Origin of the sequence: Actinomycetospora chibensis (genome assembly GCF_028737215.1) — a bacterium.
Lineage (GTDB): Bacteria > Actinomycetota > Actinomycetes > Mycobacteriales > Pseudonocardiaceae > Actinomycetospora > Actinomycetospora chibensis.
This window is the reverse complement of record NZ_JAQZAM010000003.1, coordinates 366,794-392,419: the sequence shown is the minus strand read 5'-3', so window position 1 is coordinate 392,419 and position 25,626 is coordinate 366,794. Positions and strand designations below refer to the sequence as shown.

Below are 25,626 nucleotides of genomic sequence, written 5' to 3'. Positions count from 1 at the left end.
TCGGCTGTGGGCAAGGGGCACCCTTGAGGACGAATGACGCTGGGATCGAGCGTCCCGGCTGCCGGGTCAGGGCCACGGCGCGCCTGACCAGTCCGTTTGACGGCCATCACCACCACCTCCATGACGGCGAGGTCACCCGTCGCTCGGAGTGTGACTCTCACGACCGGGAGAGGGTCTGTATGGTCGGACATATTTGCCGCCGCGGCCTGTCCGACTCGACAAGAGGTCGGCGACGCCCAAAAGCCGGCTTCCGCGAGCTCGACCGCGGCCAGGTCCTGGATGGCGACGTCGAGACGTCCCGCGGTGGCGACCCCGGCGACTCACGGAGTCGAGGCGGTCGGGGGTTCGAGGACGAGAGACTGTCGTCGTTGGTGCACCGTGAGGTAGCTCAGCCCCTCCGGGCCGGCGGCGAACCCGCGCCGCGAGCCGCGCGGAAGCCACGCGAGGGTTCCTGATCGGAGCTCGAGCGGATCGGTCTCGGTGAGGACCCTGCCCGTGCCGGCGAGGCAGAGGATCAGGACGTCGAGGTCGGGACCCCGATGTTCGTCGATGCCGCCCCCCGGCCGTAGGCGGACGAAGTTGGCGTCGAGGTCGCGACGGCGCATCGACAGCGACCACACCGCTCCCGCGGCGTCCGGATCGTCCGCGGCGGCGGCCGTCGTGACGTCGCACAGGACGCGCGGTAGCGCAGCGGCGGTGAGCTTGCTGATCCGTATCCGCCACCTCGCGGGCCCGCGATCGAGGTAGTCCCAGCCGTAGCTGCCGGGGTGCTCGGTGTCGAACTCCTCGCGCAGGTGGCGCGGGTCGTGGTTGTTGACCAGGACGAATGACTCGCCGACGGCGAGGGCGTCGAAGGCCTGGAAGATCGCCGGGTGCTTGTCGGGCTTGCGCATGCTCCGGACGTCGAGTTCTGAGGTGGCCATGGGTTCCTCTCGTCGCTCCGCCCTATTGATACTAGAGCGTGTTGTGTAAATTCGAGCTCATGACGTACGTGATCGGCTTGCCGTGTGTCGACGTGCTCGACAGGGCGTGCGTGGACGAGTGCCCCGTCGACTGCATCTACGAGGGCGCGCGCAGCCTGTACATCCATCCCGACGAGTGCGTCGACTGCGGGGCATGCGAGCCGGTGTGCCCGGTGGAGGCCATCTACTACGAGGACGACCTCCCCGCTGAGTTCGCGGAGTACCTGGCCGACAACGCGCGGTTCTTCACCGAGCCCCTCGCCCGGCGGGATGCGCCGTTGGGGTCACCCGGCGGCGCGGCCAAGCTCGGTGCCGTCGGGGCCGACACCCCGATGGTGGCGGCGCTGCCGCACCAGGTCGCGTGATGTCTCGGACCGGCTCGCGGCGGCCCGCGTGAGTGAGGGCGGACAGCGGACGGGACGGGCATGGAGGTCTGCTGACGCCGGCGCTCGCGGCGCGCTCGTCGGACGGAAGCGGGAAGTCGTGATGCTGCTCCGGGATGCGGGATCCGAGCTGACCATCGCCGAGATCGCCGGTCGACTCGACGTACACCCGAACACGGCGCGCTTCCATCTCGAGTCCCTGGTCCGCAACGGCCACGTCGAACAGGTCGACGGCCCGGTGGACGGTCCGGGCCGCCCACCGCTGGCTTTCCGCGCCCGACGCGGCATGCACCCTGATGGCCCCCGCAGCTACCGGCTGCTGGCCGCCATCCTCGCCGGTGAGCTGGGCGCCCGGCCCGATGCCATGGTCCGGGCCGAGCAGGCCGGGCGGGCCTGGGGCGCGGACCTGATCGAGCAGCCGGCCCCGGACCAGGGGCTCACCGACGTGCAGGCGACCGCTCGTCTCGTGGGGTTGCTCGACGATCTGGGGTTCGCGCCCGAGCAGCGGGCCCCGGCCACTGACCGGCAGCTTGCGCTGCGCCATTGTCCGTTCCTGGACCTGGTGGAGACCGGCGACCGGCTCGTCTGCTCCCTGCACCTGGGACTGATGCAGGGCGCCATGTCCACCCTCGGGACACCGCTCACGGTCGAGCGGCTCGACCCGTTCGTCGAGCCCGACCTCTGCGTGGCGCATTTGCGCGCCACCGTTCCCGGGCGAGTCGACGGACCCGTCCACACCTCCGCCGACACGGAGAGGAGCGAGCCATGAATCCGGGGCTGGCGGTGGCCACGGCGGTCACATTCGTGTGGCTCGGGATAGTGCTGGCCATCTCGTTCCTCGAGACGCCGTTGAAGTTCCGCGCGCCCGAGGTGACCCTGCGCGTCGGGCTGGGGATCGGACGGGTGGTCTTCCGCGCCCTGAATGCCGCCGAGGTCGCGCTCGCCGTCGCGCTGGTCGTCGCCGGCGCACTCGGGGGCGCCAGCGGCCGCGTCGCGGCAGGCGGCGCCATCGCCGTGGTGATCTTGGCAGTGCAGGTGGGGGCCGTGCGCCCGGCCTTGGCCCGCCGGACGGACCGGGTCCTCGCCGGCGAGGACCCGCCCCGGTCGCGCGGGCATCACGCCTACATCGGCCTGGAGGTCACGAAGGTCCTCGCCCTCCTGGTCACGGGCGCCCTGCTCCTGGCCTCGTGACGCCGCGGCGACCCCGACGACCAACGGTCACGTCAGCGGTTGCGGGGGTCGCTACCGGGCAGGTGCTCCTGGCCCGTGGCACCGGCCGCGGCCTCGCCCACACTCGGTGCACCGGAGCCGATGTGGGCCTCCCTCCGCATCCGGTCGGCCATGTGCGGGTAGTGCAGCTCGAACGCCGGGCGTTCGGAGCGGATGCGGGGCAGCTCGGTGAAGTTGTGCCGCGGCGGCGGGCACGAGGTGGCCCACTCCAGCGAGTTGCCGTGGCCCCACGGGTCGTCGACCTCCACCGGACGGCCGTACCGGAAGCTGTGGAGCACGTTCCAGATGAACGGCAGCGTCGAGGCCCCGAGGATGAACGCCCCGATCGTCGAGATCGTGTTCAGCGTTGTGAATCCGTCGGTGGCCGCGTAGTCGGCGTAGCGGCGCGGCATGCCCTCGTTGCCCAGCCAGTGCTGCACCAGGAACGTCATGTGGAACCCGATGAACGTCAGCCAGAAGTGCAGCTTGCCGATGCGCTCGTTCATCATCCGGCCGGTCATCTTCGGGAACCAGAAGTAGATGCCGGCGTAGGTGGCGAACACGATCGTGCCGAACAGCACGTAGTGGAAGTGCGCCACCACGAAGTAGGAGTCGGTCACGTGGAAGTCGATCGGTGGACTGGCCAGCAAGACGCCGCTGAGGCCGCCGAACAGGAACGTCACGACGAACCCGATCGCGAACAGCATCGGCGTCTCGAAGGTCAGCTGGCCGCGCCACATGGTGCCGATCCAGTTGAAGAACTTGATGCCGGTCGGGACCGCGATGAGGTAGGAGGTGAAGGCGAAGAACGGCAGCAGCACCGCGCCGGTGGCGTACATATGGTGGGCCCACACCGCGATCGACAGCGCCCCGATGGCGACGGTCGCGTAGATCAGCGTCTTGTAGCCGAAGACCGGCTTGCGGCTGAAGACCGGGAAGATCTCGGTGACGATGCCGAAGAACGGCAGCGCGACGATGTAGACCTCGGGGTGCCCGAAGAACCAGAACAGGTGCTGCCACAGGATCGCCCCGCCGTGCTCGGGTGCGAACAGCTGGGCACCTAGGTGGCGGTCGGCCTCCAGCCCGAGCAGGGCCGAAGTGAGGATCGGGAACGCCATGAGGACGAGGAACATCGTCACCAGGATGTTCCAGGTGAAGATCGGCATCCGGAACATGGTCATGCCCGGGGCGCGCAGGCACACGATGGTCGTCGTGAAGTTGACGGCGCCGAGGATCGTACCGAGGCCGGATACCGCGAGGCCCAGACCCCAGAGGTCCTGACCCAAGCCGGGAGTGTGGGTCATGTCGGAGAGCGGCGTGTAGGCGAACCAGCCCGCCGACGCGGCCCCGCCCGGGGTGAAGAACCCGGAGACGACGATGATGCCGCCGAAGAGGAACAGCCAGTAGGAGAAGGCGTTGAGCCGCGGGAACGCGACGTCGGGCGCCCCGATCTGCAGCGGGACGATGTAGTTGGCGAAGCCGAACAGGATCGGCGTCGCGTAGAGCAGCAGCATGATCGTGCCGTGCATGGTGAACAGCTGGTTGTACTGCTCGACCGACAGGATCTGCAGACCCGGCTGGGCTAGCTCCGCGCGGATGAGCATCGCCATCAGTCCGCCGACCATGAAGAACGCGAACGACGTGACCAGGTAGAGAACGGCGATGTCTTTCGGGTCGGTGGTGTGCAGGTAGCGCACCACCGAACTACCCCGGTGCGAGCGGCGTGGTGGTGCTTGCCCAGTGGCCACCGGTCGTGGGCCGACTCGGGTCATTGGCTCCCTCCAGTCGGCTGCGGTCGTCGCACCACTGGCTGCCGCAGGATGGACATGCGACACCGCGTTCCACCTACTGGGCCGGAGCCCGCCTGCAGTTCACGAGTGCTCGCCGCGCGCGGCGCGGGCACGCTCGGTGGTACGGCCGGTCTGGAAAATCCAGGCAAGGTGGGCTTGGACGAGGTTGGCTCGACGCGGCCGGCGAGGTGGTCCTCGGCGTCAAGTAGGGCGAAGTAGGCGTCACGGTGCTGTCGGGCGTTCAGCGAGGTGAGCGCTCTCCGGATCCCGGCAGCCGCCGACAGCAGGCCGGGACCGACGCCGACTCCCGCGTGGGCGGCGTCGGTGAGTCGCCACCGCAGCGCTTGACGGGTGGCCGCGTCGAGAGTGTCGTAGGGCGGTTGGCCCCGCAGATCGCGCAAGCAGTGCCTAATGGTCCGGTCGAGGACTCGGCGCACCTGTCGATCGTCGCGTTCGAGACCGGGATCGCCGGTCCTTCGCACGCCACTGTCGATGTCGTCGAGCAATGCGAAAGTCCCAATAGCGCCGCTGGTGGAAAGGGTCGCTGTGGACGGTGTGCGCAACCCAGGACACGGCAGCACGAACAGGCAGACCACCCGCCCCGCGGCGCGAACCGCCGTGCCGGAGAGCATGCGCGTCACGAGCGTGGGCTCGAACACCCGCGCCTGGCTGAGGTCGCAGATGATTGCTGCACCCTTCACGCAGAGACACAGACGAGCCAGCAGGAGGCCGCGCAGCTCGTCGACCGCGGAGCGGTCGAGCTCCCCCGCCGCACACACCACCGACACCCCGCTGATGGTCATCGCGACCGCGAAGCACGGCGTTGCCGGATCGCACTCCACGTCTTCGCCGAACGGCTCACCGTCCGGCCTGCCCCGGTGCGTCGATCTCTCTGCCCATCCCGCCGCGGACCCCACCGTCCGTCGGTCAGCTCCTTGCGAAGTCATCGCCGTCACATCTCCTCACCGCGCCACGCCGACCTACGTACGCCGCGATGGGAGCGTCCGATTGGACGACGCGCGTCCCACGTCGACGTTTCCGGTCATGGGGCATGTCCGACCTCCCCGGACCGGCGGCAGGGCGGACGAAGTGCCGATACCTTATATCGTAACACGATATTATTGGAGCGTCTGCGGACCGGAGCCCTCCGTTGATGTAGCTCCCGGCGCCACAGACGCTCTTGTGGGGCGCGCCCGACATCTCCAGTTCCGAGGAGACCGGGACGCTCGGTCCGCTCAGGATGGCTCTTGTCGCGTGCGGTCGGTTAGTCGGATCCGCACGAATACGAGCCAACGGCTTGGTTCTTGAGGACAAGACGATTTCCCCCGAGCCGAGGTTTGTAGGCGACGGATCAAGGGGTCAACAGCAGCACGCGCAAGGTGCACCAGGTGAACTGGCGGCCCCCGGCCGCCGAGGACGGCGCGGCTCCGTGACGCATGTAGGCCAGCATCGTGCAGCGGAGGTCGTCGACCGTCGGCCGGTCGAGAGGACCGACCGAGCACACGACGGGCCTCCGGCTTCCGTCATCGCGACCGCGATCTTGAGCTGGGAGGCAGGGCAGGTCACCGATCTCGCCACCCCGACGCGAGAACCGTTGCGGCGGGTGCGACGGTGCCTCCGTCGGTCTCGTGCGCGGCTATGCGTGATCCCGGATCAGCGAAAGCGCCAGGTGGGACCACGACGACCGGGCAGGAGCAAGCCTGCAGCAGGTCCCAGCCGGTCGCCCCGAGCGGAGGACGCGCCGCACCGTGACGTCTCTGGGTACCCACCGCGACCAGCTGCGCGCGACGTGCCGCACGCAGGAGGGCCTGCCCGGCCCCGACCTCGACGACCCGGAGGCGGATGGTCACACGAGGATGGGCCGCGCGGCACGCGGCGAGCTGCGCGACCAGGGCATCCTCCACGATCTCGGGAACGGCCGCGCGGCCGCTGTTCTCGGCGGTGACCACGAACAGGTCCGCTCCGAGCCGGTCCGCGTGCTCCGCGGCGAAGCGCAGGGCACGTTCCCCGCCGAGCGAGCCGTCGGCGCCTACCACCACCGGGCCCGCAGAAGGCGCCGACCGCGGCAGCGGTACCGCCACCAGCGCAGCTTCCTCGCCCCGGTCACCCGGCGCGCCGACATCCGGGTGAGACCGGCTCCGGGTGCTGGCGTCCACATCTGTGTCGAGCATCTCCACCACCTCCGAGTCCAGCGAGGTACTGCTGACACGCCACCAGCGTGGACCGTCGACCGGGGGCGGGGATGGTGGAGAACCACAAGCTCTGAGAATCGATCTGTCCGCGCGTGACAACCCGACCGATGGATCGGGGATCCTGCGGGCCGGCTCCGAGATCCCTGCGAGAGGCAGGCGCGCATGATCACCCTTGACCGGCTGGTGAACGTGCTGGCGAGCAGCGGGGCGCGGTTGGTCTGCTGTCCGCGTTCGCGGGACGTCCTGCTGCGGAGCCTGATCGTGCACGATCCCACCGACACTCGAGTCGCCACCGGGGACGTGTTCCTGGCGGTGGGTCTGGACACCCCGGACGTAGCGGTGCGGCTCGCCGCGCGCGCTCGGGCGGCGGTCGCCCTGGTACGGGCTCCGGCCCCCCTGGAGCCGACAGTTCAAGCGTCCGCCGAGGAGGCCGGCGTAGCGGTCGTGCTCGCGGAGCCGGAGGTGTCCTGGAGCCACCTGACGGGTCTGGCGTACGGCTTGGTCCTCGAGGGTCGCGAGACCGAGGCGGGTCGCGGCCCCACCGACCTGTTCGCCCTCGCCGACACCCTGGCCGCGACGGTCGGCGGCCCGGTCGTCATCGAGGACCAGCTCTCCCGGGTCCTGGCGTACTCGAGCCTCGACGACGCCGTGGACGCGGTGCGCTCAAAGACCATCCTCGGCCGCCGCCTCCCCGAGACGATTCGCGGCGTCTTCGCCGAGCGCGGCGTGTTCCGCCACCTCGCCTCCTCCGACCTCCCGCTCTTCGTCGCGCCGTCGCCGCAGCACGGTCTCGACGGGCGCATGGTCGTGGCGGTCCGGGCGGGACGGGAGCTGCTCGGCTCACTCTGGGTGGAATCCGATGGCCCGTTCGACGAGCGTCGCTGCCGAATCCTCGAGGACGGCGCCCGTACGGCAGCACTGCACCTCCTGCGGTCGAGGGCGAGCGCCGACCTGGAACGTCAGGTCGAGTCCGACCTCGTCACGCGTCTGCTGGAGGGCACCGGCGACGGCCAGGCGATGATCAGCCAGCTCGGACTGACCAACGCGGCCCTGCGGGTCGTGGCGTTGCAGGCGCACGTCGACGAGGAGCAGCACGCCGGCGTCCTGCTGGTCTTCGAGCACGTCACCACCGGGTTCGGCTGGTCGCGGTGGGGACGGAGCGCGCTGTTCGCCAACACCGTGTACACGGTGCTGCCCATGCGTGACGAGACACCCGACGGCGCGCGCAGTTGGGTGGAGTCGGTGCGTGCTGCCATGCCGTCGCACATCTCGTTGCACGCGGGGATCGGTGGGCCCGCCGACGCCATGGCCTTGCCCGCCAGCCGGCGCGAGGCGGACGAGGGACTGGCGTTGCACGTGGCGCACCCCGGGTCGGCGCCCATCGCCTACGACGAGTCGTGGGACCGGATCCTCCTGCGCAGGTTGCGTGCTATCGCGGCCGACGGCCGCGTCCCCGAACGGGGACCCGTCGTCGAACTCCGACGACACGACGAGCAGCACGGCACCCGGTACATCGACACCCTGCGGGCCTGGCTCGCGGCGCACGGCGACATCGGCGTCACCGCCGCCCAGCTCGACGTCCACCCGAACACCGTGCGCTACCGGCTCCGGAAGATGAACACCGCAACGCACCTCGCAATCGATCGCCCCGAACAGCGAATCGCCATGTTCATCGCTCTGGCGGCGACCGACGACGAGCACGCCTGACCACTGCTTGGCGAGAGCGGCCACATTCGCACGCCAGGTTTGTCCGTGAACGACAACGGCCAGCACCAGTCGTCACCGCATCCTGGCCATCACGGAGGACGAGGTCCGTGATGGCCGGAGTGCGGAAGGGGCGGGGCGGTGGAGACGGAACCAGACACGTGGGCGCTTCCGAGCGACCACGGCGGCATCGCAACCCTCCCGCTACCCCCGCCGGCAACCTCCGCTCCCATCATGCGGTGGGGAGGCGTCCGCGACGCGGTCGTGGTCGGTGTCGACAACTCCCTGGGCGTGCTCACGGCGGTGAGCTGGGCCGCCGTCGAGGCGATGCACCGGGGAGTTGACCTTCACCTGCTGCACGTCGAGCGCGACGATCGGCCGGACTCCGTGGACCCCCGACGGTGGCTGCACCGGGCACTCGGCACGGCCACGGCGGTCGCGCCGGGCCTCGGGATCACGGTCATTCGCGAGCACGGTGCGATCGGACCGGTCCTGGCGAGATACACCCGACGAGCCAGCCTGCTCGTGGTGGGGGGTCGTCGACTGGCGGACGGCGGACCCTCCGCAGGGCGTACGGTCGCCGAGGCGCTCCGTCGGGCCGACTGCCCGGTCGTCGTCGTCCCGCCGCGCCGCACCGGGTCGTGGGCCTCCACACCGTCGAGCCGTCCTGTCGTGGTCGGCCTGATGGCGCACGACGACGGCGGCGTTCTCGACCTGGCCGCAGCCGTGGCCGCACGACGGGCGGCACCTCTCCTCGTGGTGGCCGAGGGTGGGGCAGCCCTTTCCCGAGCAGACGCGGCCGACCGCCGAGAGACCTGGCTCGCGCCGGCACAGGACCTCGTCGCCGCGCTGCGTGTCGCGGGGCGGCGTGCCCAGCTGGTCGTACTCGAGCAGCGGAGGGGCCCGACACGACGACATCCGGACATCGAGGACTTCCTGGCCCGGACTCCTTGCCCGGTGATGGTCGTAACCGAGGGAAGGTCCGCGCGCGAACTGCCCGGCCCCACGCCCCGCCTCGTCACCACCTTTCCCGCCTCACACGGAGGAACGCCGCATGACCACGAACAGGCCGGCCTGGCTGAGCCCGCAGGGATGTGAGCAGGTCCGCGACGAGCTCGAGCGGCTGCTCCTGGAACACCGCGCGGGCTTCCAGCCTGAGCACGACGCAGATGCCGACGCGGACGCGTGGGCCCGGCACCGCTGGCGTGAGCGCCGGATCCGGCACCTCCAGGAGCTCCTGCTGACCGCCGAGATCGGGAGCGCGCCACCGGACGACGGGTTGGTCGAAGCCGGGATGCTCCTCACCGTGCAGTTCGACGGGTCGTCCGAGGAGGAGACCGTCCTGCTCGGCGATGGTGACGTCCCGGCCGCCGCGGACGTCGAGGTGTACTCCACCGCGTCGCCGATCGGCCGCGCGCTGCTCGGGGCGATCGAGGGAGAGACCCGGACCTGCCAACTCCCCGCAGGGCGAACGGTGTCGGTCACGGTGCTCACCGCGAGGCCGTACCGCCATGACGTGCCTGTGCTCGAGTGACGTCGAGGGCTGAAGGAGGCCCGACCATGCTCAGTGATTCCGAACGCCGGACTCTGGCCGACATCGAGGGTCGGTTGTCGGCGGAGGACCCGAGTTGGTTCGAGGGGTTCGCCACATCGCAACGCCGTCTCGCCGCACAGGCCCGGCCGGCGTGGCAACGCGCCGTGCTCGTGGTCGGTGCGTCGGTGGCGGCCGTCCTCGCACTGCTCGCGGCCTTCGCCGGTATCCCGTCGCTGACCACGTTCTTCGTCCTCTGCACCGCGTGGTCGGTGTGGATGGTGGACCGCCCGCTTCGACCCGCGGGTCACCGGGATCGGCCCCGTCCGACGGAGGGCAAGACCTGAACGAAGGGCTCGTGGCGCCCCTGACCCGGTGGCCTTCCCGACGACCGGGTCAGGAGCGCGGCGGCAGGCCGAGCGAACCGTCCGCGAGCAGGGAGGCCACCTCACGCAGCTTGATGTTGGTGTCCTGCGACGACTCCACGAGGAGAGCGAACGCCGCACGGTCGTCCACGGAGAAGCGTTCCTTGAGGATGCCCTTGGCCTGTCCGATGACGTCCCGCGTCTCGAGCGCGCGGGTCAGACCAGTCACGCTGAGGGCGTTGTCCACCGCCAGGGCCGCGGCCCCGGCGACGAGTCGTGCGGCCAGCACGTCCTGCTGGGCGAAGGAATCGGCCCCGTAGAGCGTGACCGCGCCTCGGACGCGTCTGGTCCGGATCGGCAGCGACATGACGGTGAGGTGACCCGTCCCGACAGCCAACGCCGCCCACCGCAACCACCGGGTGCTGTGCGGCAGATCGTTCTCCGACGTGATCGTCGACCCGGTGGCCGCTTCGACGGCAGGTCCTTCCCCGAGCGTCACCTGCGCCTGGTCGAGCCCCGCGGTCGCGGGGTCGGAGGCGGACACCCCGACGGCATGACGTCGTCGATCCAGCAGGAGCGTCGAGGCGCTGCGCGCGCCCGGTACGGCACGCAACGCCGACGCGACCACGACATCGAGGATCGGCTGCGCCCCGATGGCGTCGGGGTGGTCCGCGACGACCCGGGCGATCGCCTCCACGGCCTCGACGATCGCCTCGTCCACCCCGGTCCCCGCGTCGATGCGCGAAGCCATCAGCGGAGGGGGTCGAAGGGGGTGAGCTCGGCCGGCTGCTTCCCAGTGGTGATCTGTTCCGCCAGCAGCCGACCCGTGATCGGGCCGAACGTGACTCCCCACATGCCATGTCCTCCGGCCACGAAGACACCGCGCTGCCGCGTCGCACCGATGATGGGGAGTGCATCGGCAGTGACCGGCCGGGCCCCGACCCACGGGGTGCTGCGCTCGTCCCAGTTGACACCGGCCAGGAAGGGCCGGACCGAGTCGATGATGGCGTCGACCCGCCGGGGGTCCGCCGGTTCGTCGACGTCTCGAAACTCCATCGTCCCCGCCACCCGGAGCTCGCCCCGATACGGGGTACACGCGACGCGGATGCCGGGGAGGTAGATGGGCCCGTCCACCGGGGTGTCGGTGGGCACGCTGAACGAATAACCGCGGCCGGCCCTGACGCGGGTGCGCACACCACGCGTGCGGACGAGGTCATCTAACCGCGCGCCCGTGGCGACCACGGCTACGTCCGCGGTCACCGGTGGCCCCTCGTCAGGGCAGACGAAGACGCGGTCGAGGTCGGCGACGATCCTCCGGGCCGCGAAGCGCGGTCGGATGGAGGCGCCCCGGCGGACCACGGATTGGGCCAGCCGGTCGACGAACCGGCCGGGGTCGAGGTAACGCTGTCCGTCGATCCGCAGCCCGGCCACGACACGTTCCGAGAGTTGCGGCCGTAGCGACGACACCTCGTGACGATCGAGATCGTCGAACTCGACGGGCACGCCGAGACTCCGCAGAACGGTCAGCTCGCGGCGCATCGCCGCAGCCGCGCGTGCCGACTCCATCCCGGCGACCACCGGTGCGTCATGGGTCTCGGCGTCGACCCCGTTGCTCGCGAGGGTGTCGAAGGCCCGGAGGCACTCCTCGAGCAGGGGCAGGTGGTGTCGAACTGCGCGACGCCAGTAAGCGGAGCGGCAGTGGGCGGCGAACCGGAGCAGGAAGCCCCACAGGCGCGGGTCGGCGCGGAGCGGAATGCTCAGGGGCGCTCCCGGGTCGGCCAGACCCCGTAGCCCTTCGCCCAGGACGTGGGGGGAGGTCAGCGGCACCGCGAGCGCCGGTGAGAGGTAGCCGGCGTTGCCCCAAGAGGCTCCGGCTCCGACCTCGTCTCGTTCGACGACCGTCACGTGGACGCCCCGGTCCTGCAGGAACCACGCGGTGCTCAGACCGACGATGCCGGCGCCGACGACCACCGCGCTGCGCGGGGTGATGTCGCCCCTCGACAAGGACATGCCACCTCCAGGGACTGCTGTTCGTCCCTTGACCATGGACGAGGTACGGCCACCTCGGGCTGTCGAGCAGCGACAAACGTCGGGAAGGTAGTTGTGGCCCTGTACAGGTGTCGCGCCCGCCGGGTCAGGACGGCGACACCGCTCCTATGCCGGGCGTGCGGCGCATGTCGGCTCCTGACCGATCCCGCTGCGCGCCTGCTGGAGATCGCCGGGCCGCCTCCCCACGCGGACTGCGACCGAGATGACGTCGGCACGCACCCGGACCGGGATCAACCTCCGTACGTCCCGCCGGGACCGATCGTCACCTCGTCCTCGACGACCTCGCCGTGCCCGCCGAGTAGGAACGACCGCAGCTCGGTCTCGGCGTCCGGGCCGTCGAGCGCGACGATGACGAAGTGCACGTCGGGCTGCAGGCCCATGAAGCGGACGTCCTTGGCCGACGGGTACGCCTCCGACTGCCTCCGGCCCTCGGGCAGCCGGCGGGGCATCCCGGTGTGGGAGTGCACGACAGCCACCACCTCCTCGCCCCGCGACTGCGCGTCCCGGTGGACCCGGAGCTGCTCGTCCGGATCGAAACGGAAGTTGTCGTACTGCTCGTCGGCCTCGTCGGCATTCGTCATCGGCACGTAGCGCATCGCTCGGCCGCCGTCCGCGGCCCCGAACAGCTGCCCGCACGCCTCCCGGGGGTGATCGCGGCGGGCGTGGGCGACGATCTCTTCGACCAGGTCGACCCGGATCACGAGCACGGGGCCTCCTCCTCGGTGTCCCGTGGACGCACCCCCGGGACGTCGATCGTCCTGGACCAGCCACGGCATGTTCTCAGGCTCCCGCCGCCCAGGCAGGTAGGCGTTCAGCACCGGTGGCACCCACGTCCGCCAGGACCGTCCGAGTTCGTCCGAGAGCCGGCGGAGCATCCGCGCTCCGGCGACACCGGGCCGGAGCCGAACCTGAACCGGCCCCGCCCCGAGGTACCGGAGCTCCGTGTGTTCGGAGGGCGGCGAAACGGGCCGGGCCAGGGCGTTTTCGATCAGCTCGGGCAGTCGGCGCCCGAAATGCTCGATGGCATCGAACGTCACCGAGGTCACCGTGCGCTCGGGTCGCTGCGCGCAGAAGGTGTTCAGCCGGGCCTGGAGGGCATCGGAGACGAAGATGATGTCGGAGTCGACGCCCTGGACCTCCGGATCGTCGACGCGATCCTGAATGCCTTCCCTCACCGACGCATCGTCGCCCGCTGTTGGGGCGAGCGCGCGCCGGCGAGAAGGTCGAGCCGGCCGAGACTCAGGTCGGACGGGCTACGACCGAACCGGGCGCGAGCCGCGTGTACGTGGCGACGCACCCATATCCGAGGGCGGCGACGGAGAGGAGAGGAGGTAGACGCCGTCGAAGCGACCGGCGCGAGAACCGCGGAGCCGACGGCGTAGGCGCTCACGACGAGACCGAGCGCGAGTCCCCGACCGGAGGCCACGGTGCCGGCGACCCGCACCGCGGTGGCGTAGTCGAGGCCGCTCGAGGCGCCGACCAGCACCCCGAAGGCCAGGACGACCGCGATCACCGAGCCCGCCACCGCACTCCCGAGGAGGCCCACGATCATCCCGGTCGCCGCCACGACCGCGAGGTGCCGGGGGCCGCGCGGTCGGCGAGGCGGCCGCCGAGCACGACCGCGGCCATGAAGGCGACGAGTCCGACGGAGAACACGCCGGCCAGCGCGGTGTCGGTGGCGCCGAGCTCCCACCTCAGCACGTCGGTGAAGACATCCCAGGCGAACAGGGGGCTGACGGCGAGATCGAGCAGCAGGGCGCCCGTCACCGCCCGCTTCGTGCTGACCGTCATTCCCGTCCCGTTGGACCGACGGGCTCGTGACGCGGGTGGTCCGCGAGGATTGCCACCTCTCCCCCTGACTGGTCGGAGCTTCACGTGGTCGAGGCGTGATGGCAGCCCCCCGGGTCGTCGGCATCGGCCCGCGGGGGAGGCGGACCGGCGGGCTCCGTCACAGCACACGCGTGCAGGGGGCTGCGAGCGTCTGCACGTGCGGCGACGGAGCCGCGCCGATCGGACCGGAGCCGGCGGCCGATCAGGTGGGCAGGATGTCCTTGTCGAAGATGTCGAGCGGCACCTTCAAGGTGACCGCCGCGTTCGGGATGTCGACGATGCCGCCGATGTGCATCTCGCATGGGGCGACCGAGATGATGGTGTACGCCTGCTCCGGGGAGTACCCGAACTTGCCCAGGTAGGCGATCGCCTGTTCGACGGCGTCGACGGCTGCCATCGTCGCGTCGATGTACTTCTGCTCGGTCCCCTTGGCCGACAGGCCGGTGAAGCTGAGGTAGCGAGCGCCCAGGTTCGGGTCCACGGGCGACGGGCGCAGCATCGGGGTCCGGACCCCGTATCGCGCCATGCCGTCCTTGACCACGTTGAAGCGGTACCAGCCGACGCCGTCCATCTCGATCGCGTTCCACGTGATCTCGCCGTCGCCCTCGGCGAAGTGGAAGTCACCGGTCGAGAACATCCCGCCCCCGACGAACACCGGGAAGTACACGCGTGACCCGCGCGAGAGGTTCTTGATGTCGAGGTTGCCGCCGTTCTCCCGCGGGGGCACGGTGCGGGCCGCCGTGGCCGCGACCCGCTCCCACTCCTCACCCTGCAGCGTCCGTAGCACCGCGGTCGACATCGCGTCGGCGCGCGGAGCCGCGTACCCGTCGGCGATGAGCGGGTCCTCCCGGGCGTTCCACGTCTCGAGCAGCTCCATCGAGGGTGCGACACCGATGACGCCGGGGTGGGAGATCGCCGGGATCTCGACACCGGGGATCTGGCGGCTGGTGGCGAACAGGCCGTGCAGGTCCCAGATCGTCTTGTAGCCCTCGGGGAACCAGGAGGCGAGCGGACCACCCATCCCGGGAAGGATGTTGGAGTAGCCGATCCCCGACAACGGCTGCACGTCGAGGACGTCGACCACGAGCAGGTCTCCGGGCTCGACCCCGTCCACCTTGACCGGGCCGGCCATCGGGTGGGTCCGAGTCAGGTCGAAGTCGCGGATGTCCTGGTCGTCGTCGACGTCCTTGAGCTGGTAGTCGTCGTACCCGCCCGCCTCAAGGATGATCTCGTCGCCGGGGCCGAGCTCGTGCAGCGGCGGGATGTCCGGGTGCCACCGGTTGTGCCCGAGCTCCTTCTGACCGGCCAGCGGAACGCCGACCTCGCACCGGTAGCGCGGTACGGCGAGATCACGGTCAGGGAACCGGGACACGCCGGACTTCGTGAAGTCTGTGGGGCCGGTCGACATCGTCGTCCTCCGTCCTGTGGGGTGACGAGGACGCTACTTCCATATGAAAATATGTCAATGAGTGGTTATTGCATCCGAAGCACAGCCTGGAGCGCGCCGACCTGCCACGGCACGAGCCCCTCGAACTGCGCCCCGAGCGCCACCTCGACCTCCTCGGCGAGCGAGGCGGCCAGGGCGCGCCCGCCCGGTGCGAGACGCACGAGCACCCGACGCCGATCCGGTCCGTCCAGACCGCGGTAGACGAGAGCGTTCTCGACCAACTTGTCGATGATCCGCGTCATCGTCGGCGCAGACGCGCGACACGCGCTCACCAGGCCCGACATCGACGCCGCTTCGACCTCCGTCAGGTGGTGCAGGACCCACCACTGTTCGACGGTGAGGCCAACCGGCGACACCACCGCGTGGATGGCCCGCTCGCACACGAATGCCCGGTCCGCGACCAACCGGGCGAGCTCGATCGCACTCGGTCCGTCTGATGCCACCCGTCCCCCTAGCCTTGCCTTCCCTGTCGGTCCTCGCGATACTTCCACATGAAGATATGTCGTTCCACTTCTGCGTGCCGGACGAGGAGGTCGCGTGGAGGAGCCGTTTCGCGTCGGCCTCGCGATACCCCTGCAGGGCCCGGGCGGCATCTTCGGCCCCTCGTGCGAGGCCGTCGCGGAGCTCGCCGCCGCAGAGGTGAACGCGGCAGGTGGAGTGCTGGGGCGCGAGCTGGAGCTCACCGTGATCGATGCGGGCACCTCGTTGCCCGAGATCCGACGCACCGTCCACCACCTGCTCGAACGTCGCGAGCTCGACGCCGTCACCGGTTGGCACATCTCCAGCGTTCGGGAAGCGCTCGCGCCGGTGCTGCGAGACCGGGCGGCCTACGTCTACACCTCGCTCTACGAAGGCGGCCCGATCCCGCGGGGTGTGTTCACCAGCGGAGAGGTGCCCGAACTACAGGTGGCACCCGCGCTGGAGTGGATGCGCGACAACGCCAGGGTTCGTCGATGGGCCCTGGTCGGCGCGGACTACGTCTGGCCGCGCCGCACGGCGGCGCGGGTGCGGGAGTACGCCCGCGCCGCCGGGATCGAGGTCGTGCACGAAGCGTTCGTCTCGTACGGGTGCCGAGACTTCTCGTCCACCCTCGTCGACATCGCGCGCAGCGAGGCGGACGGTGTTCTGATGCTGCTGGTCGGTCAGGACGCCGTGATGTTCAATCGGGAGTTCGCCGAGGTCGGCCTGGACTCGATCATGCCGCGGTTCGCTCCTCTCATGGAGGAGAACATGTTGCTCGCGACGGGTGCGGAGGCGACCGGCAACCTCTATGTCGCGGCCGCCTACTTCAGCTCGCTCGCAACGACGTCAGCGATGGATTTCATGTCGGCCTACGTGCATCGCTACGGCCCCGATGCGCCGGCGCTCAACAACGCTGCCGAGTCCTGCTACGAGGGTCTCCTGGCGTTGACCTCGCTCACGCGGGCAGCCGGGTCCGTCCGCGTCGACGACGTCGCGGCGGTCGCGGCCGGAACACGGGTGACCTACGAAGGCCCGCGAGGCACCGTGGCCCTCAGCGGAGGAGGGCGCGGGGAGAGCCACCAGGCCATCCATCTCGCCCGCGCCGACGGCTACGACTTCGACGTCCTGACGACGCTCTGACCGGTGGCGAGCAGAGGCACCGTACGACCAGTGCCCAACCTTCGGTAAGTATCAGGCAATGTGCCGGCCCGAGATGGTGCGGGCGATGACGAGCTGCTGGATCTGTTCGGCGCCCTCGACGATGGTTCTGCTCTTGCTGACGTCGTCGGCGACTGCGGGGTCGACGGCCTGATCGAGGGAGAATCAGGTGGTCGTGCAAGCTAGCAGCAAAGCGAGGTCGACCGCGGCGCCGCGGTGGACGATGTCGATGAAGGAACGGCTGGACGATCTCCGAGGCCTCCGGGGCTCGCGCGTCGGACTCGGTGCAGTGGCTGCTCAGCGGAGAGGAGTCGTGGTTGTGCGCCGAGGCCGGGCCGCCGCCCTCTCCCCCTCGGCGCCGGGCGAGCTGTCGCCAGGCGGACGGCGTTGACCGGCCCTCACAGAGTCCCGGTCAGCGCCTGCAGCCCGAGGCTGCTCACCGCGACGAGCACCCACAGGACCGCGCCGAGGGCCAAGGGCCAGGCGCCGGCACGCGTCTGACGGACCTGACGAACTACGAGTTTGTTCGGCCCGCGCCTTGCCCAGAGCGACATCTGCCGGAGGTCGAGCCGGCGAAGAAAGAGCTCGGCCTCGGCTCGCGCTCGCGGTCCGCGACACAGGTGGTGGCCACGAGCGACCACCTTGCGATCCCCCCCGGAGGGGTTCGCTCACTCGGCCGTGCGCAGCCGCCACCAGAGGTTGTCGAAACCGGCGATCTGCACCCGGAGTGGCGGCGCCAAGACGTTCGGGGCGGCGGCCTGCTCCCGGGTGGCGCCGAGTTCGGGATGGTCGATCACGCACACGACCAAGGCGTGGGTCGTCGACGACCGAGCCCCTCGCTGGCACTGGTCCTTCGGCGGCGCGGCGGCGACCCACACCTGACGGATCGTGCTTCACCCGATCCCCGGCGACCAGCGCCTTGATCGGCATCCCTTGGCCCGATGAAGGTGGATCTCCGCCCAGACCTCCACCTTCAGCGTCGCTCCCCATCGGCGGGTGGTCCGGTTCACCCGTCGCCCGGGGAGTCGACTTGCGGGTGTCCTCAGCAGGGACGCGCGCCATCGAGGACCTCGGTGTGGTCAGCAGCAGCGTCGGTTGGCTTCAGACCGACAAGAAGTGCGAGCTGCCTTTGGCAAGAAACTCCAACGGAGCCGGCTCGACGCCACCCCATGCTGGGTGCAGCGGAGAGGGAACGCTGCGCGCCACATTCGCGCGGCCGCCCCGGGCGGAGATCGAGCGAAAGGCGCGAGAGTGAGCCGGAGGAGCTGGAGGCCGACCCTAGAACACGAATCACGAGGCGGCCTGATGAACGTAGTGGCGACGCGCGACCGAGTTTTGGGCCGTCGAGGCGACGGTTCGGTGCTGCTCGGTTTCGACGGGTCTCATGCCGCCATGACCGCCGTCTCGATCGCTGCGGAGCTGATGCCGCTTCGTCACGCCCGGGTGGCCCACCTCTGGACCGCGCCCGGCGCCGATTCCACCATGCATCGCCGGCTCGCGCGGCGGGCCTGGAACGGCGATCATCTGTGGAGGCTGGTGCGGCGGGAGGCGGCCTCAACGGCGAACAGCGTGGCCGCGAGGGGAGTCACCCTCGCCGAGGCGGCGGGCTGGACGGCAGAACCATTCGTGCACGAGGTCCACGGGGGCGAAGGCCTGGCACTCGCGGAGCTCGCCGAGCGGTTCCGGCCCGCGGTTGTCGTGGTTGGCTCTCGCGGCGCCTGGGGGCTCCCAGGCTTGTTCAGTAGCGTCTCGCGCACCACGGTCAACTACAGCTCGACGCCAGTGCTGGTCGTACCGCCATTGCTGGCCGAGGAGCGCGCCGCCGCCGTGGGCGGCGCGGTGATGATCGCGCACGACGGGTCCCCCGCCGCCGATCGAGCGCGGGTCGTCGCCGCAGACCTGTTCCGCGACCGACTGCAGCTCGTCCGCTACGTCGGGACCCCAGCGATCTTCGGCGGGCCCAGCCCACGGGTCGCGATCGAGCCAGAGGTGGCGGGCCGAAACAGCGAGGAGGGGCTACCGCCGGAGACGGTCAAACTAGCCACCGAAGAGTTCGGGCCGCGCAGCGTGGCCGACACTCTCGCCGAGGAAGCCGCAGCGCAGGGCGTCGGCGTGATCGTGGTCGCCTCCCGCCGACGATCGACATTGCGAGAGCGTCTGCTCGGCAGCAACGCCAGGGCATTACTCCGCCACGGACACCGAGCGGTGCTGGTCGTGCCTCCGGACACCTGATCGTCTTCGACTCCGACCGAAGGGCACAGCGGTGAGCTGCGCGGCCCGTCACGGCGCGAATGCACCGATGGGGGCGCGCAGCGCGATGGGAGTAGGTGCCCATCCGTTGCAGGGGCTCTGGTCCTGCGGACAGGCAGCCACGGCGAGCAGCGTGTTCATCGTGGCCACCAGCGACAGCCGGTCGCCCGCCCGACTCGTCGGGGCGATCGTCTCGATCACTCCGTCTGCATCGACCGTCGAGTTCTGGAACAGGTTGATCGGGTCCGGAATTCGGTGGACGGGGATGCCGTACGGCAGGAGAACTCGAGAGAGCGCCTCGCGGCAGTTGGGATGTTCGGCTATACCGTAGCCGAGCAGGTAGCGCTGCCTGTCGCACGAGGCAAAGGTCATGTCGTGGACTCCGACGTCATTGTGGACGAGCTTCAGGATCATTCGCCGGAAATTGGTCAGGAGTGGGTCTAGACGACGTAACTTGAGCCGACCCAACGACGACCGGGTGTGGGTGGGTGACAGCCACTCACGGTCGACGTTCGTCAGCGAGAACGCGACCAGGTCGGCGACCTGTTGCCCCTTGACGTCGATGATGTCGACCGATTGCCCTGCGTCCAATTCGAGCGAGCACGCTGTTCCCGGCATGATAGTTCGCTCTTCTTCGGCCACGCCCACCCCTCGTCATCGGAAACCTCTGACTGCGAACTTCTCGTGTTCGACGCTCCTTCGGGTTGTGCCAACAGCACAATCTGGAGGGCTGGTCCCGTGCCGCCACGACAAGAACGCTCTTCCACCACCACCAGCACCTCGCTGCCCGCAGCGGTGGGTGGCGATCGATGACCGTTCGCATCGGAGCAACGACCTTCTCGTTGTGGTCGCCGACAGCTCCCGTGCGACGTCAGGCGCTGTCGGCGTCCTCGGCAGCGGGTTCCGTTTCACGGACGCAGCGGCCCCACCACACGGCGCATCTGGTCTTGGTGCAGCGGGCTCACCACAGCCGGCACCCGCTGCCCCGGTCGGTGTCAGCCCGACCCGCACGGTGGGACGGTCGCCGGGGTCCACCTGCCGTTCGGCGAGGCTGTTGGCCCTGCGCGCGGTCGACGAGCTCGACGGTGCTGCAGTTGAGGACTTCGAGGCGTTGGCCCGTTCCCGGTTCGGCGTGCGACCCTAGTTGCGCTCCAGCGAGGAGACCGGTGCGCGAGCACGGCCTGATTCCCCACAACGAAGTGCGCTCAGCGGACGGCTCGGCGTCGATCTGAGCCCGCGACGGTCCGTTGCCCTGCAACCGCTGATCTCTCACGGGAAGCTACTGTCTGCATCTATATCGTGTTACGATTCTTTATTCCTGGCGGAACCCGTTCGTCGGAGGTGTTCGCGTGGGCGAGCCGGTGGTCGTCGGCGTCGATGGGTCACGCTCGGCGTGGGACGCGCTGGACTGGGCGGCCGCCGAGGCCGCGGCGCGCGGCTGCCCGCTCCTCATCGTGAACGCGTGCTCGCCACCGGTGGCGCCAGGGCCGTTCGTTCCGGTCTCGGGCACAGACGGTGCGAGCGTGGTGCTGCTGCGCCGAGCCCAGGAGCGGGTCCGAGTGACCACTCCGGACATCGAGGTGACCAGTAGGACCATCGTCGGAGGCGCCGCACCGGCCCTCGCATCGCAGCCCGCGCAATTGCTCGTGGTGGGCACCCGCGGCCTGGGGCCGGTCCGTGCCGCACTGGCAGGCTCGGTGAGCATCGCGACGTGCTCCCGGGCGGCGTGTCCCGTCGTCGTGGTCCCCCCGGCCCGCGAGCGTGGACACGGTCCGTCACGCACGCGGGTGGTCGTCGGCATCGACGGCTCCGACCGGTCGAGAACCGCGATCGGCTTCGCGTTCGCCGCAGCGGCCCAGCGCGGCGTTGGGATCACCGCTCTGCACGCCTGGACCCCGAGACCGCCAGCTGACTTCGAGGGTCGCGGGGAGGACTGGACCGCGACCGAGGCCGTCGAACGACACCGGCTCGCGGCCGCCCTCGCGCCGTGGCGGAACCGGTTCCCGCGTGTCGACGTCCGGCCGACCCTCGTGCTCGAGGAACCCGCTCGTGCCCTCGCCCTCGAGTCGATCGGCGCTGCGCTCCTGGTGGTCGGATCTCGCGGACGCGGCTGCGTCACCGGAGCCCTCTTCGGTTCGGTCAGCCACGCCGTCCTGCACCACGCACCCTGTCCGACCGCGGTGGTCAGACCGATGCCGATCATCGAACGATCGTCGGCGGCGTGAACCGCATCTACCCACCCATCCCGCGCTCCTCGCGGGACGACAAAGGAGCGCGACCACGTTGGTCGTCCCTACAAAGCCCATCATCGACTCGCGGATGAAGCTGGGGGCCACGGCATCTGCGGCACGACAGGATGGAGGCGGGCGGACGTGGGGACCTCGGCACACCAGGATCTGCTGACGGGTGGCGGGAACTCGTGAGCGGCCTGCCGTCGCCCGCGGTCGTCGTCGGCACCGACGGGGGTGCTGCCGGACTAGCCGCCGTGGAATGGGCGGCCGCCGAGGCAGCAGCCCGTTCCTGCGACCTCAGCATCGTGCACGCGCAGCCGGCGCTCGTGCGCGCGCACCAACGACGGACAGGCGACGGGCCGCCCGCGCACACCAGCAGTGATCCGCTGCTCGAGGAGGCGGTCGGTCGCGCCCGCGCCATTGCATCCGACACCACGGTCCATGCCCGCTCGGTGGTCGGCGCAGCGGTCCCCGCACTTCTCGGCCAGCGCGCAGACCTACTCGTCGTCGGGAACACAGCCCGCCGGACGGGTTCACGGTCCGGGGGGCCGGTGTGCCTCGGGGTGGCGGCCTACGCGATGTGCCCGGTCGCCGTCGTCCGGCTGAAGTCTCCCGAGTCCGCCGCAGCACCGGGCATCGGTACGCGACGGCGCCGGGAGGCGGGGCGGGTCGTGGTGGGCATCGGCGGCTCGTCACCGTCGGTATCCATGCTCGAGTTCGGGTTCCGCGCCGCCGCGCAACGCCGCGTCGACCTGACGGCGCTCGTCGCGCGGCCACCCGACCTTGTCGACGACGTCCTTCACGAGGTCGCCCCAGCGGTCGGCGTCGAGAGTTTGTCGTGGCCCCGACTTGTGACCGCCATCGCCCGACTGCGCCTGGCCTTCCCCACCGTCAGCGCCACCACCGTCTGCCGACACGGCTCCGCGGCCGACGTCCTGGTCGAGGAGTCCGACGGCGCGGCGCTGCTGGTGGTCGGCCAACGGGACCGCAGCGTGCTCGGGCGGCGACTGTTCGGCTCGGTGACCCACTCGGTGCTCAACCGGGCCGATTGCCCAGTTGCGATCGTCCGCAGGTAGGCCATCTGGCACGGGGGTCGTGGGAGGTTAGCGCCCCGGGGCAGCGGACGAGCGCGCAAACGCCGCGCTGCGGTCATCGTCGTCCCGCAACCCTCGCTCGCCGGCCTCGCGAGACCACGATCAGGCCTTTCTCCGCGAGGAGAGCGACGGCCCGGTGACCCGTGCTGAAGGCGACTTGGTACTGAGCGGAAAGGTCCTTGATGGTCGGGAGCTCATCGCCCGGCTTCAGGACCCCGCAGCGCATTGCCGCCTTCAGGTCGGCTGCAATCTTCCTGTATGGATCGGTCGGCGCCTCCTCCGGCGGCGTCGGGAGCACTGGATTGCCGATCGGGGTGCTGCCGTCTCCCAACACCGGGTTGGGAAGGTCCGGCATGCGGGCCGCCAGCGAGGTGGAGGCTCGCTGGTCTGCCTCGGCGACCCACGCGCTGTAGACACGAAGGGTCGTGACTCCCCCTCCCCCGTGTCCCAGGCGGCCCGCCACCGTGCGGATGTCGACACCGCCACTGATGAGCTCGGTCGCCGAGTAGTGCCGGAGCTGGTGAAGGTGCATGCCGTATCCGAGTCGGGCGCACATGCGGGAGTAGCGCTGGGTCGCCGTGCCGGGCTTCGGCCAGCTCGACCCGTCCGGGCTTGGCGAGAAGACGAACCCGTCCTCTGGCAACGCAAGCTCGAGTGCGGCCGCTTGTTCTGCGGTGTGTACGAGAAAGGCGCGCAGGAGAGCGAGTGTCTGTGCATCAAGGACGATACGGCGCTGCTGGTGGGTTTTCGTGTCCTTCTCCCACGACCGACCCCCGACCTCGGCGATGCTCCCTCGGATCGAGAGCACGCCCGTTCCGAAGTCGATGCGCTTCCAGCGAAGCGCGCACAGCTCGCCACGCCTGGCTCCCGTGGTCATCGCAAGCCAGACGAACAGGCCCCACGCCGGGTCCTTCCACGCCTCGGAGGCGATGCGGGCCGCCTGTGAGGCCGTCGGCGGCTCAGGGTTCGGCGCCGGCATGGTCGGCGCCACGGCCGTCGCGACCGGATTCGTGCCGACCCACTCCCATCGCACGGCCAAGGAGAATGCTCCATTGAGCAGGTTGTGAGCGTGGCGGATCGTACCCTCGCCCAACGGTCGGCACCGATGCGGACGACAGCGCTGATCGCACTGGTGCTCGACCTGCGTGCGGTGATCCACGATTGCTCGACCACGTCGGCAGTGCACACGGCACCGCCGGAGCTCGGCGTAGAAGGAGTCCAAGACCTCTCCACGCACGCGGCCGACCTGCTGGTCGCCGAGCAGCGGAACGATGTGGTTCCGCACGAGACCCTCGTAGCCCTGGCGCGTGGAGGGTTCGACGCGCGCGATCTCCAGGTAGCGCTCCATCAGCTGAGCGACGGTCGCGGACGTCCGCGGCTGACGTCCCGCATCGACCTCAGCGGCCAAGCGGGTCCGGACCTTCTCGGCCTGCGCAGCTGCCTTCGGTCCAGCCGGAACGACCTCTGTGAGGTAGTGCCGTTGCTGCGTGACCGAGTCGTACCCGGCGTACACCCGCACCCTCAGCGACCCGCTGGGCAGCTTCTGAACCGTCCCGCGTCGACGCCGCGTCGAGGCCGAGGAGGACGTCATGGTGCGACCGTAGCGCCTGCTCGCACCACGTTTGATGACACGAGACCCCTAGGTGGGAGGCCGATAAGCCTCTGACCTGCGTGGGCGCGGCAGGATTCGAACCTGCGACCGACGGCTTGTAAGGCCGTTGCTCTTCCGCTGAGCTACGCGCCCGGTCCGGAGCGAACGGGAAGGTCGTCCGCCTAGAGGCAGCGAACAGCAGGTTCGCTCCGGAAGCCAGGGAGTTCGGTCAGGCCAGCTGCTTGAGCGCGTCGCGCCAGCCCTGCTGGTCGCGGGCCTCGCCGGGGCCATTGTGCTCCGCGAAGCGCACGACGCCGTCGGTGTCGATCAGGAACGTGCCGCGGAAGGCGAAGCCCAGGTCGGCGCTGAAGACCCCGTAGGACTCGGACACCGCGCCGTGGGGCCAGAAGTCCGAGAGCAGCGGGAACTCGTAGCCCTCCTGCTGCGCCCAGACCTTGAGCGCCCAGGTGGTGTCGCAGGAAACGCCGACGACCTGGACGTCGTCGTTCTGGAACGAGGGCAGGTCGTCACGCACCGAGCAGAGCTCGCCGGTGCAGATCCCGGAGAACGCGAAGGGGAAGAACACCAGGAGGACGGCCTTGTCGCCGCGGAAGTCGGCGAGCGAGACCTCCTGCCCGTCCTGGTTCTTGAGCGTGAAGTCGGGGGCCTTCGAGCCCACCTCGACGGTCATCTGACCAGTCTCCTGTTCCGTCCGGGTCGAGAACCCGGACAGCCTAGCGAGGAGCGCAGGTCACCGACGTCGCTGGGCCGACGCCTTCGGTGCCACGAGGCGCGTGGCCACCCACGCCTCGGAGAGACTGATGTTCGAGGTCTGCGAGAGCCCCGCGGTGGGGGCCGCCTCCGCGATGTCGGACGGCTCGACGTGCCCGTCGGTGCCGGTCTTGGGAGTGAGCACCCAGACGACGCCGGTGTCGGTCAGCGGGGTGCGTGCGTCGACGAGGGTGTCGACGAGATCCCCGTCCCCGTCGCGCCACCAGAGGAGCACGACGTCGACGACCTCCTGGGCGTCCTCGTCGAGCAGGTCCTCGCCGCAGCGGTCCTCGACTGCGGACCGGACCTCCTCGTCGACGTCCGAGTCCCAGCCCAGCTCCTGCACGATCATCCCCGGCTCGATGCCGAGCTTCCCGGCGAGATCGGACTTGTCCGCATCTCCCGTGGCCGCGACCACGCCTGGTGCCCCCTCCTCGTCCTCGGGTGCCGCTAGGTGCACGTCACCCGTCGAAGCGCTTAGAGAACACGGCCGCCGCACGCAGCGCAACCAGGCACGCGGGGACGGTCGATGTGGGCGCGCCCGTCCTACCGGTCGGTACCCGTGACGGCGGGGGCGCAGCAGGTGACCATGGGACCCACGGAGCAC

At 70.1% G+C, this 25,626-nt stretch carries 26 protein-coding genes and 1 tRNA gene; 11 read left to right on the top strand and 16 right to left on the bottom strand.

Features of this window, described 5'->3' with window-relative positions:
- Positions 1-320 precede the first annotated feature (320 nt).
- On the bottom strand, positions 321-923 hold the full coding sequence (locus PH189_RS06575; RefSeq protein WP_274187954.1) for a DUF2249 domain-containing protein: 603 nt from the start codon (positions 921-923) through the stop codon (positions 321-323).
- Between the two features lie 59 nt (positions 924-982).
- Between PH189_RS06575 and fdxA the strand changes: the two genes are divergently transcribed.
- From fdxA to PH189_RS06560, 3 genes are all read left to right on the top strand, one after another.
- A complete protein-coding gene (fdxA, locus tag PH189_RS06570; RefSeq protein WP_274187953.1) occupies positions 983-1,327 on the top strand; it encodes a ferredoxin in 345 nt (114 codons plus the stop codon).
- 121 nt (positions 1,328-1,448) lie between these two features.
- Complete coding sequence (locus PH189_RS06565; protein WP_274187952.1) at positions 1,449-2,114, top strand: helix-turn-helix transcriptional regulator; 666 nt, start codon at positions 1,449-1,451, stop codon at positions 2,112-2,114.
- A complete protein-coding gene (locus PH189_RS06560; protein ID WP_274187951.1) occupies positions 2,111-2,536 on the top strand; it encodes a hypothetical protein in 426 nt (141 codons plus the stop codon). Before PH189_RS06565 ends, PH189_RS06560 begins: the two co-directional genes overlap by 4 nt.
- A 32-nt stretch (positions 2,537-2,568) precedes the next feature.
- Here PH189_RS06560 and ctaD read toward each other — a convergent pair whose 3' ends face one another.
- The 3 genes from ctaD to PH189_RS06545 all read right to left on the bottom strand — a co-directional run bounded on the left by ctaD (position 2,569) and on the right by PH189_RS06545 (position 6,515).
- Entirely contained in the window at positions 2,569-4,326 is a 1,758-nt protein-coding gene (ctaD, locus tag PH189_RS06555) for an aa3-type cytochrome oxidase subunit I (RefSeq protein ID WP_274187950.1), read from the bottom strand.
- On the bottom strand, positions 4,323-5,147 hold the full coding sequence (locus PH189_RS06550) for a hypothetical protein (RefSeq protein ID WP_274187949.1): 825 nt from the start codon (positions 5,145-5,147) through the stop codon (positions 4,323-4,325). Before PH189_RS06550 ends, ctaD begins: the two co-directional genes overlap by 4 nt.
- A gap of 759 nt (positions 5,148-5,906) precedes the next feature.
- Positions 5,907-6,515 carry a universal stress protein gene (locus tag PH189_RS06545; protein WP_274188015.1) on the bottom strand — a complete coding sequence of 203 codons (609 nt, stop codon included), beginning with the start codon at positions 6,513-6,515 and terminating at the stop codon, positions 5,907-5,909.
- Between the two features lie 183 nt (positions 6,516-6,698).
- Between PH189_RS06545 and PH189_RS06540 the strand changes: the two genes are divergently transcribed.
- The 4 genes from PH189_RS06540 to PH189_RS06525 all read left to right on the top strand — a co-directional run bounded on the left by PH189_RS06540 (position 6,699) and on the right by PH189_RS06525 (position 10,118).
- Positions 6,699-8,243: a PucR family transcriptional regulator gene (locus tag PH189_RS06540; protein WP_274187948.1), complete on the top strand. Its 1,545-nt coding sequence runs from the start codon at positions 6,699-6,701 to the stop codon at positions 8,241-8,243.
- 231 nt (positions 8,244-8,474) lie between these two features.
- Entirely contained in the window at positions 8,475-9,338 is an 864-nt protein-coding gene (locus PH189_RS06535) for a universal stress protein (protein WP_274187947.1), read from the top strand.
- Positions 9,295-9,774, top strand: coding sequence for a GreA/GreB family elongation factor (locus PH189_RS06530; RefSeq protein ID WP_274187946.1), 480 nt, complete (start codon positions 9,295-9,297; stop codon positions 9,772-9,774). The genes PH189_RS06535 and PH189_RS06530 overlap by 44 nt, the downstream gene beginning before the upstream one ends.
- A gap of 26 nt (positions 9,775-9,800) precedes the next feature.
- On the top strand, positions 9,801-10,118 hold the full coding sequence (locus PH189_RS06525) for a DUF3040 domain-containing protein (RefSeq protein WP_274187945.1): 318 nt from the start codon (positions 9,801-9,803) through the stop codon (positions 10,116-10,118).
- A 49-nt stretch (positions 10,119-10,167) separates the two neighbouring features.
- Here the strand turns inward: PH189_RS06525 and PH189_RS06520 are convergent, their stop codons facing one another.
- The 6 genes from PH189_RS06520 to PH189_RS06495 all read right to left on the bottom strand — a co-directional run bounded on the left by PH189_RS06520 (position 10,168) and on the right by PH189_RS06495 (position 15,866).
- Complete coding sequence (locus PH189_RS06520) at positions 10,168-10,887, bottom strand: ANTAR domain-containing protein (RefSeq protein WP_274187944.1); 720 nt, start codon at positions 10,885-10,887, stop codon at positions 10,168-10,170.
- Positions 10,887-12,146 carry an NAD(P)/FAD-dependent oxidoreductase gene (locus PH189_RS06515; protein WP_274187943.1) on the bottom strand — a complete coding sequence of 420 codons (1,260 nt, stop codon included), beginning with the start codon at positions 12,144-12,146 and terminating at the stop codon, positions 10,887-10,889. Before PH189_RS06515 ends, PH189_RS06520 begins: the two co-directional genes overlap by 1 nt.
- Positions 12,147-12,415: 269 nt before the next feature.
- Positions 12,416-12,892: a M67 family metallopeptidase gene (locus tag PH189_RS06510; protein ID WP_274187942.1), complete on the bottom strand. Its 477-nt coding sequence runs from the start codon at positions 12,890-12,892 to the stop codon at positions 12,416-12,418.
- A gap of 841 nt (positions 12,893-13,733) precedes the next feature.
- A complete protein-coding gene (locus tag PH189_RS06505; protein WP_274187941.1) occupies positions 13,734-13,976 on the bottom strand; it encodes a hypothetical protein in 243 nt (80 codons plus the stop codon).
- A gap of 241 nt (positions 13,977-14,217) precedes the next feature.
- On the bottom strand, positions 14,218-15,387 hold the full coding sequence (locus tag PH189_RS06500; RefSeq protein WP_274187940.1) for an acetamidase/formamidase family protein: 1,170 nt from the start codon (positions 15,385-15,387) through the stop codon (positions 14,218-14,220).
- A 101-nt stretch (positions 15,388-15,488) separates the two neighbouring features.
- Complete coding sequence (locus tag PH189_RS06495) at positions 15,489-15,866, bottom strand: MarR family winged helix-turn-helix transcriptional regulator (protein ID WP_274187939.1); 378 nt, start codon at positions 15,864-15,866, stop codon at positions 15,489-15,491.
- A 133-nt stretch (positions 15,867-15,999) separates the two neighbouring features.
- Between PH189_RS06495 and PH189_RS06490 the strand changes: the two genes are divergently transcribed.
- Complete coding sequence (locus PH189_RS06490; protein WP_274187938.1) at positions 16,000-17,064, top strand: substrate-binding domain-containing protein; 1,065 nt, start codon at positions 16,000-16,002, stop codon at positions 17,062-17,064.
- Positions 17,065-17,750: 686 nt separating this feature from the next.
- Here the strand turns inward: PH189_RS06490 and PH189_RS06485 are convergent.
- Positions 17,751-17,960 (bottom strand): hypothetical protein, encoded by a 210-nt coding sequence (locus tag PH189_RS06485; protein ID WP_274187937.1) that lies wholly within the window; start codon positions 17,958-17,960, stop codon positions 17,751-17,753.
- Between the two features lie 481 nt (positions 17,961-18,441).
- Between PH189_RS06485 and PH189_RS06480 the strand changes: the two genes are divergently transcribed.
- A complete protein-coding gene (locus tag PH189_RS06480; protein WP_274187936.1) occupies positions 18,442-19,314 on the top strand; it encodes a universal stress protein in 873 nt (290 codons plus the stop codon).
- Positions 19,315-19,362: 48 nt separating this feature from the next.
- On the opposite strand, the gene PH189_RS06475 is transcribed toward PH189_RS06480, so the two are convergent.
- Positions 19,363-19,974: an urea carboxylase-associated family protein gene (locus PH189_RS06475; protein WP_274187935.1), complete on the bottom strand. Its 612-nt coding sequence runs from the start codon at positions 19,972-19,974 to the stop codon at positions 19,363-19,365.
- A gap of 707 nt (positions 19,975-20,681) precedes the next feature.
- On the opposite strand from PH189_RS06475, the gene PH189_RS06470 reads away from it, so the two are divergent.
- Together PH189_RS06470 and PH189_RS06465 are read left to right on the top strand one after the other, a co-directional pair.
- Positions 20,682-21,557: a universal stress protein gene (locus PH189_RS06470; protein WP_274187934.1), complete on the top strand. Its 876-nt coding sequence runs from the start codon at positions 20,682-20,684 to the stop codon at positions 21,555-21,557.
- A gap of 194 nt (positions 21,558-21,751) precedes the next feature.
- Positions 21,752-22,639, top strand: a complete 888-nt coding sequence (locus PH189_RS06465) for a universal stress protein (RefSeq protein WP_274187933.1) — start codon at positions 21,752-21,754, stop codon at positions 22,637-22,639.
- A gap of 73 nt (positions 22,640-22,712) precedes the next feature.
- Here the strand turns inward: PH189_RS06465 and PH189_RS06460 are convergent, their stop codons facing one another.
- The 4 genes from PH189_RS06460 to PH189_RS06445 all read right to left on the bottom strand — a co-directional run bounded on the left by PH189_RS06460 (position 22,713) and on the right by PH189_RS06445 (position 25,437).
- A complete protein-coding gene (locus PH189_RS06460; protein ID WP_274187932.1) occupies positions 22,713-24,248 on the bottom strand; it encodes a tyrosine-type recombinase/integrase in 1,536 nt (511 codons plus the stop codon).
- An 81-nt stretch (positions 24,249-24,329) separates the two neighbouring features.
- Positions 24,330-24,401, bottom strand: a tRNA-Val gene (locus PH189_RS06455).
- Positions 24,402-24,477: 76 nt separating this feature from the next.
- On the bottom strand, positions 24,478-24,939 hold the full coding sequence (locus tag PH189_RS06450; RefSeq protein WP_274187931.1) for a peroxiredoxin: 462 nt from the start codon (positions 24,937-24,939) through the stop codon (positions 24,478-24,480).
- Positions 24,940-24,999: 60 nt separating this feature from the next.
- Positions 25,000-25,437 (bottom strand): DUF3052 domain-containing protein, encoded by a 438-nt coding sequence (locus PH189_RS06445; protein WP_274187930.1) that lies wholly within the window; start codon positions 25,435-25,437, stop codon positions 25,000-25,002.
- Positions 25,438-25,626 lie beyond the last annotated feature (189 nt).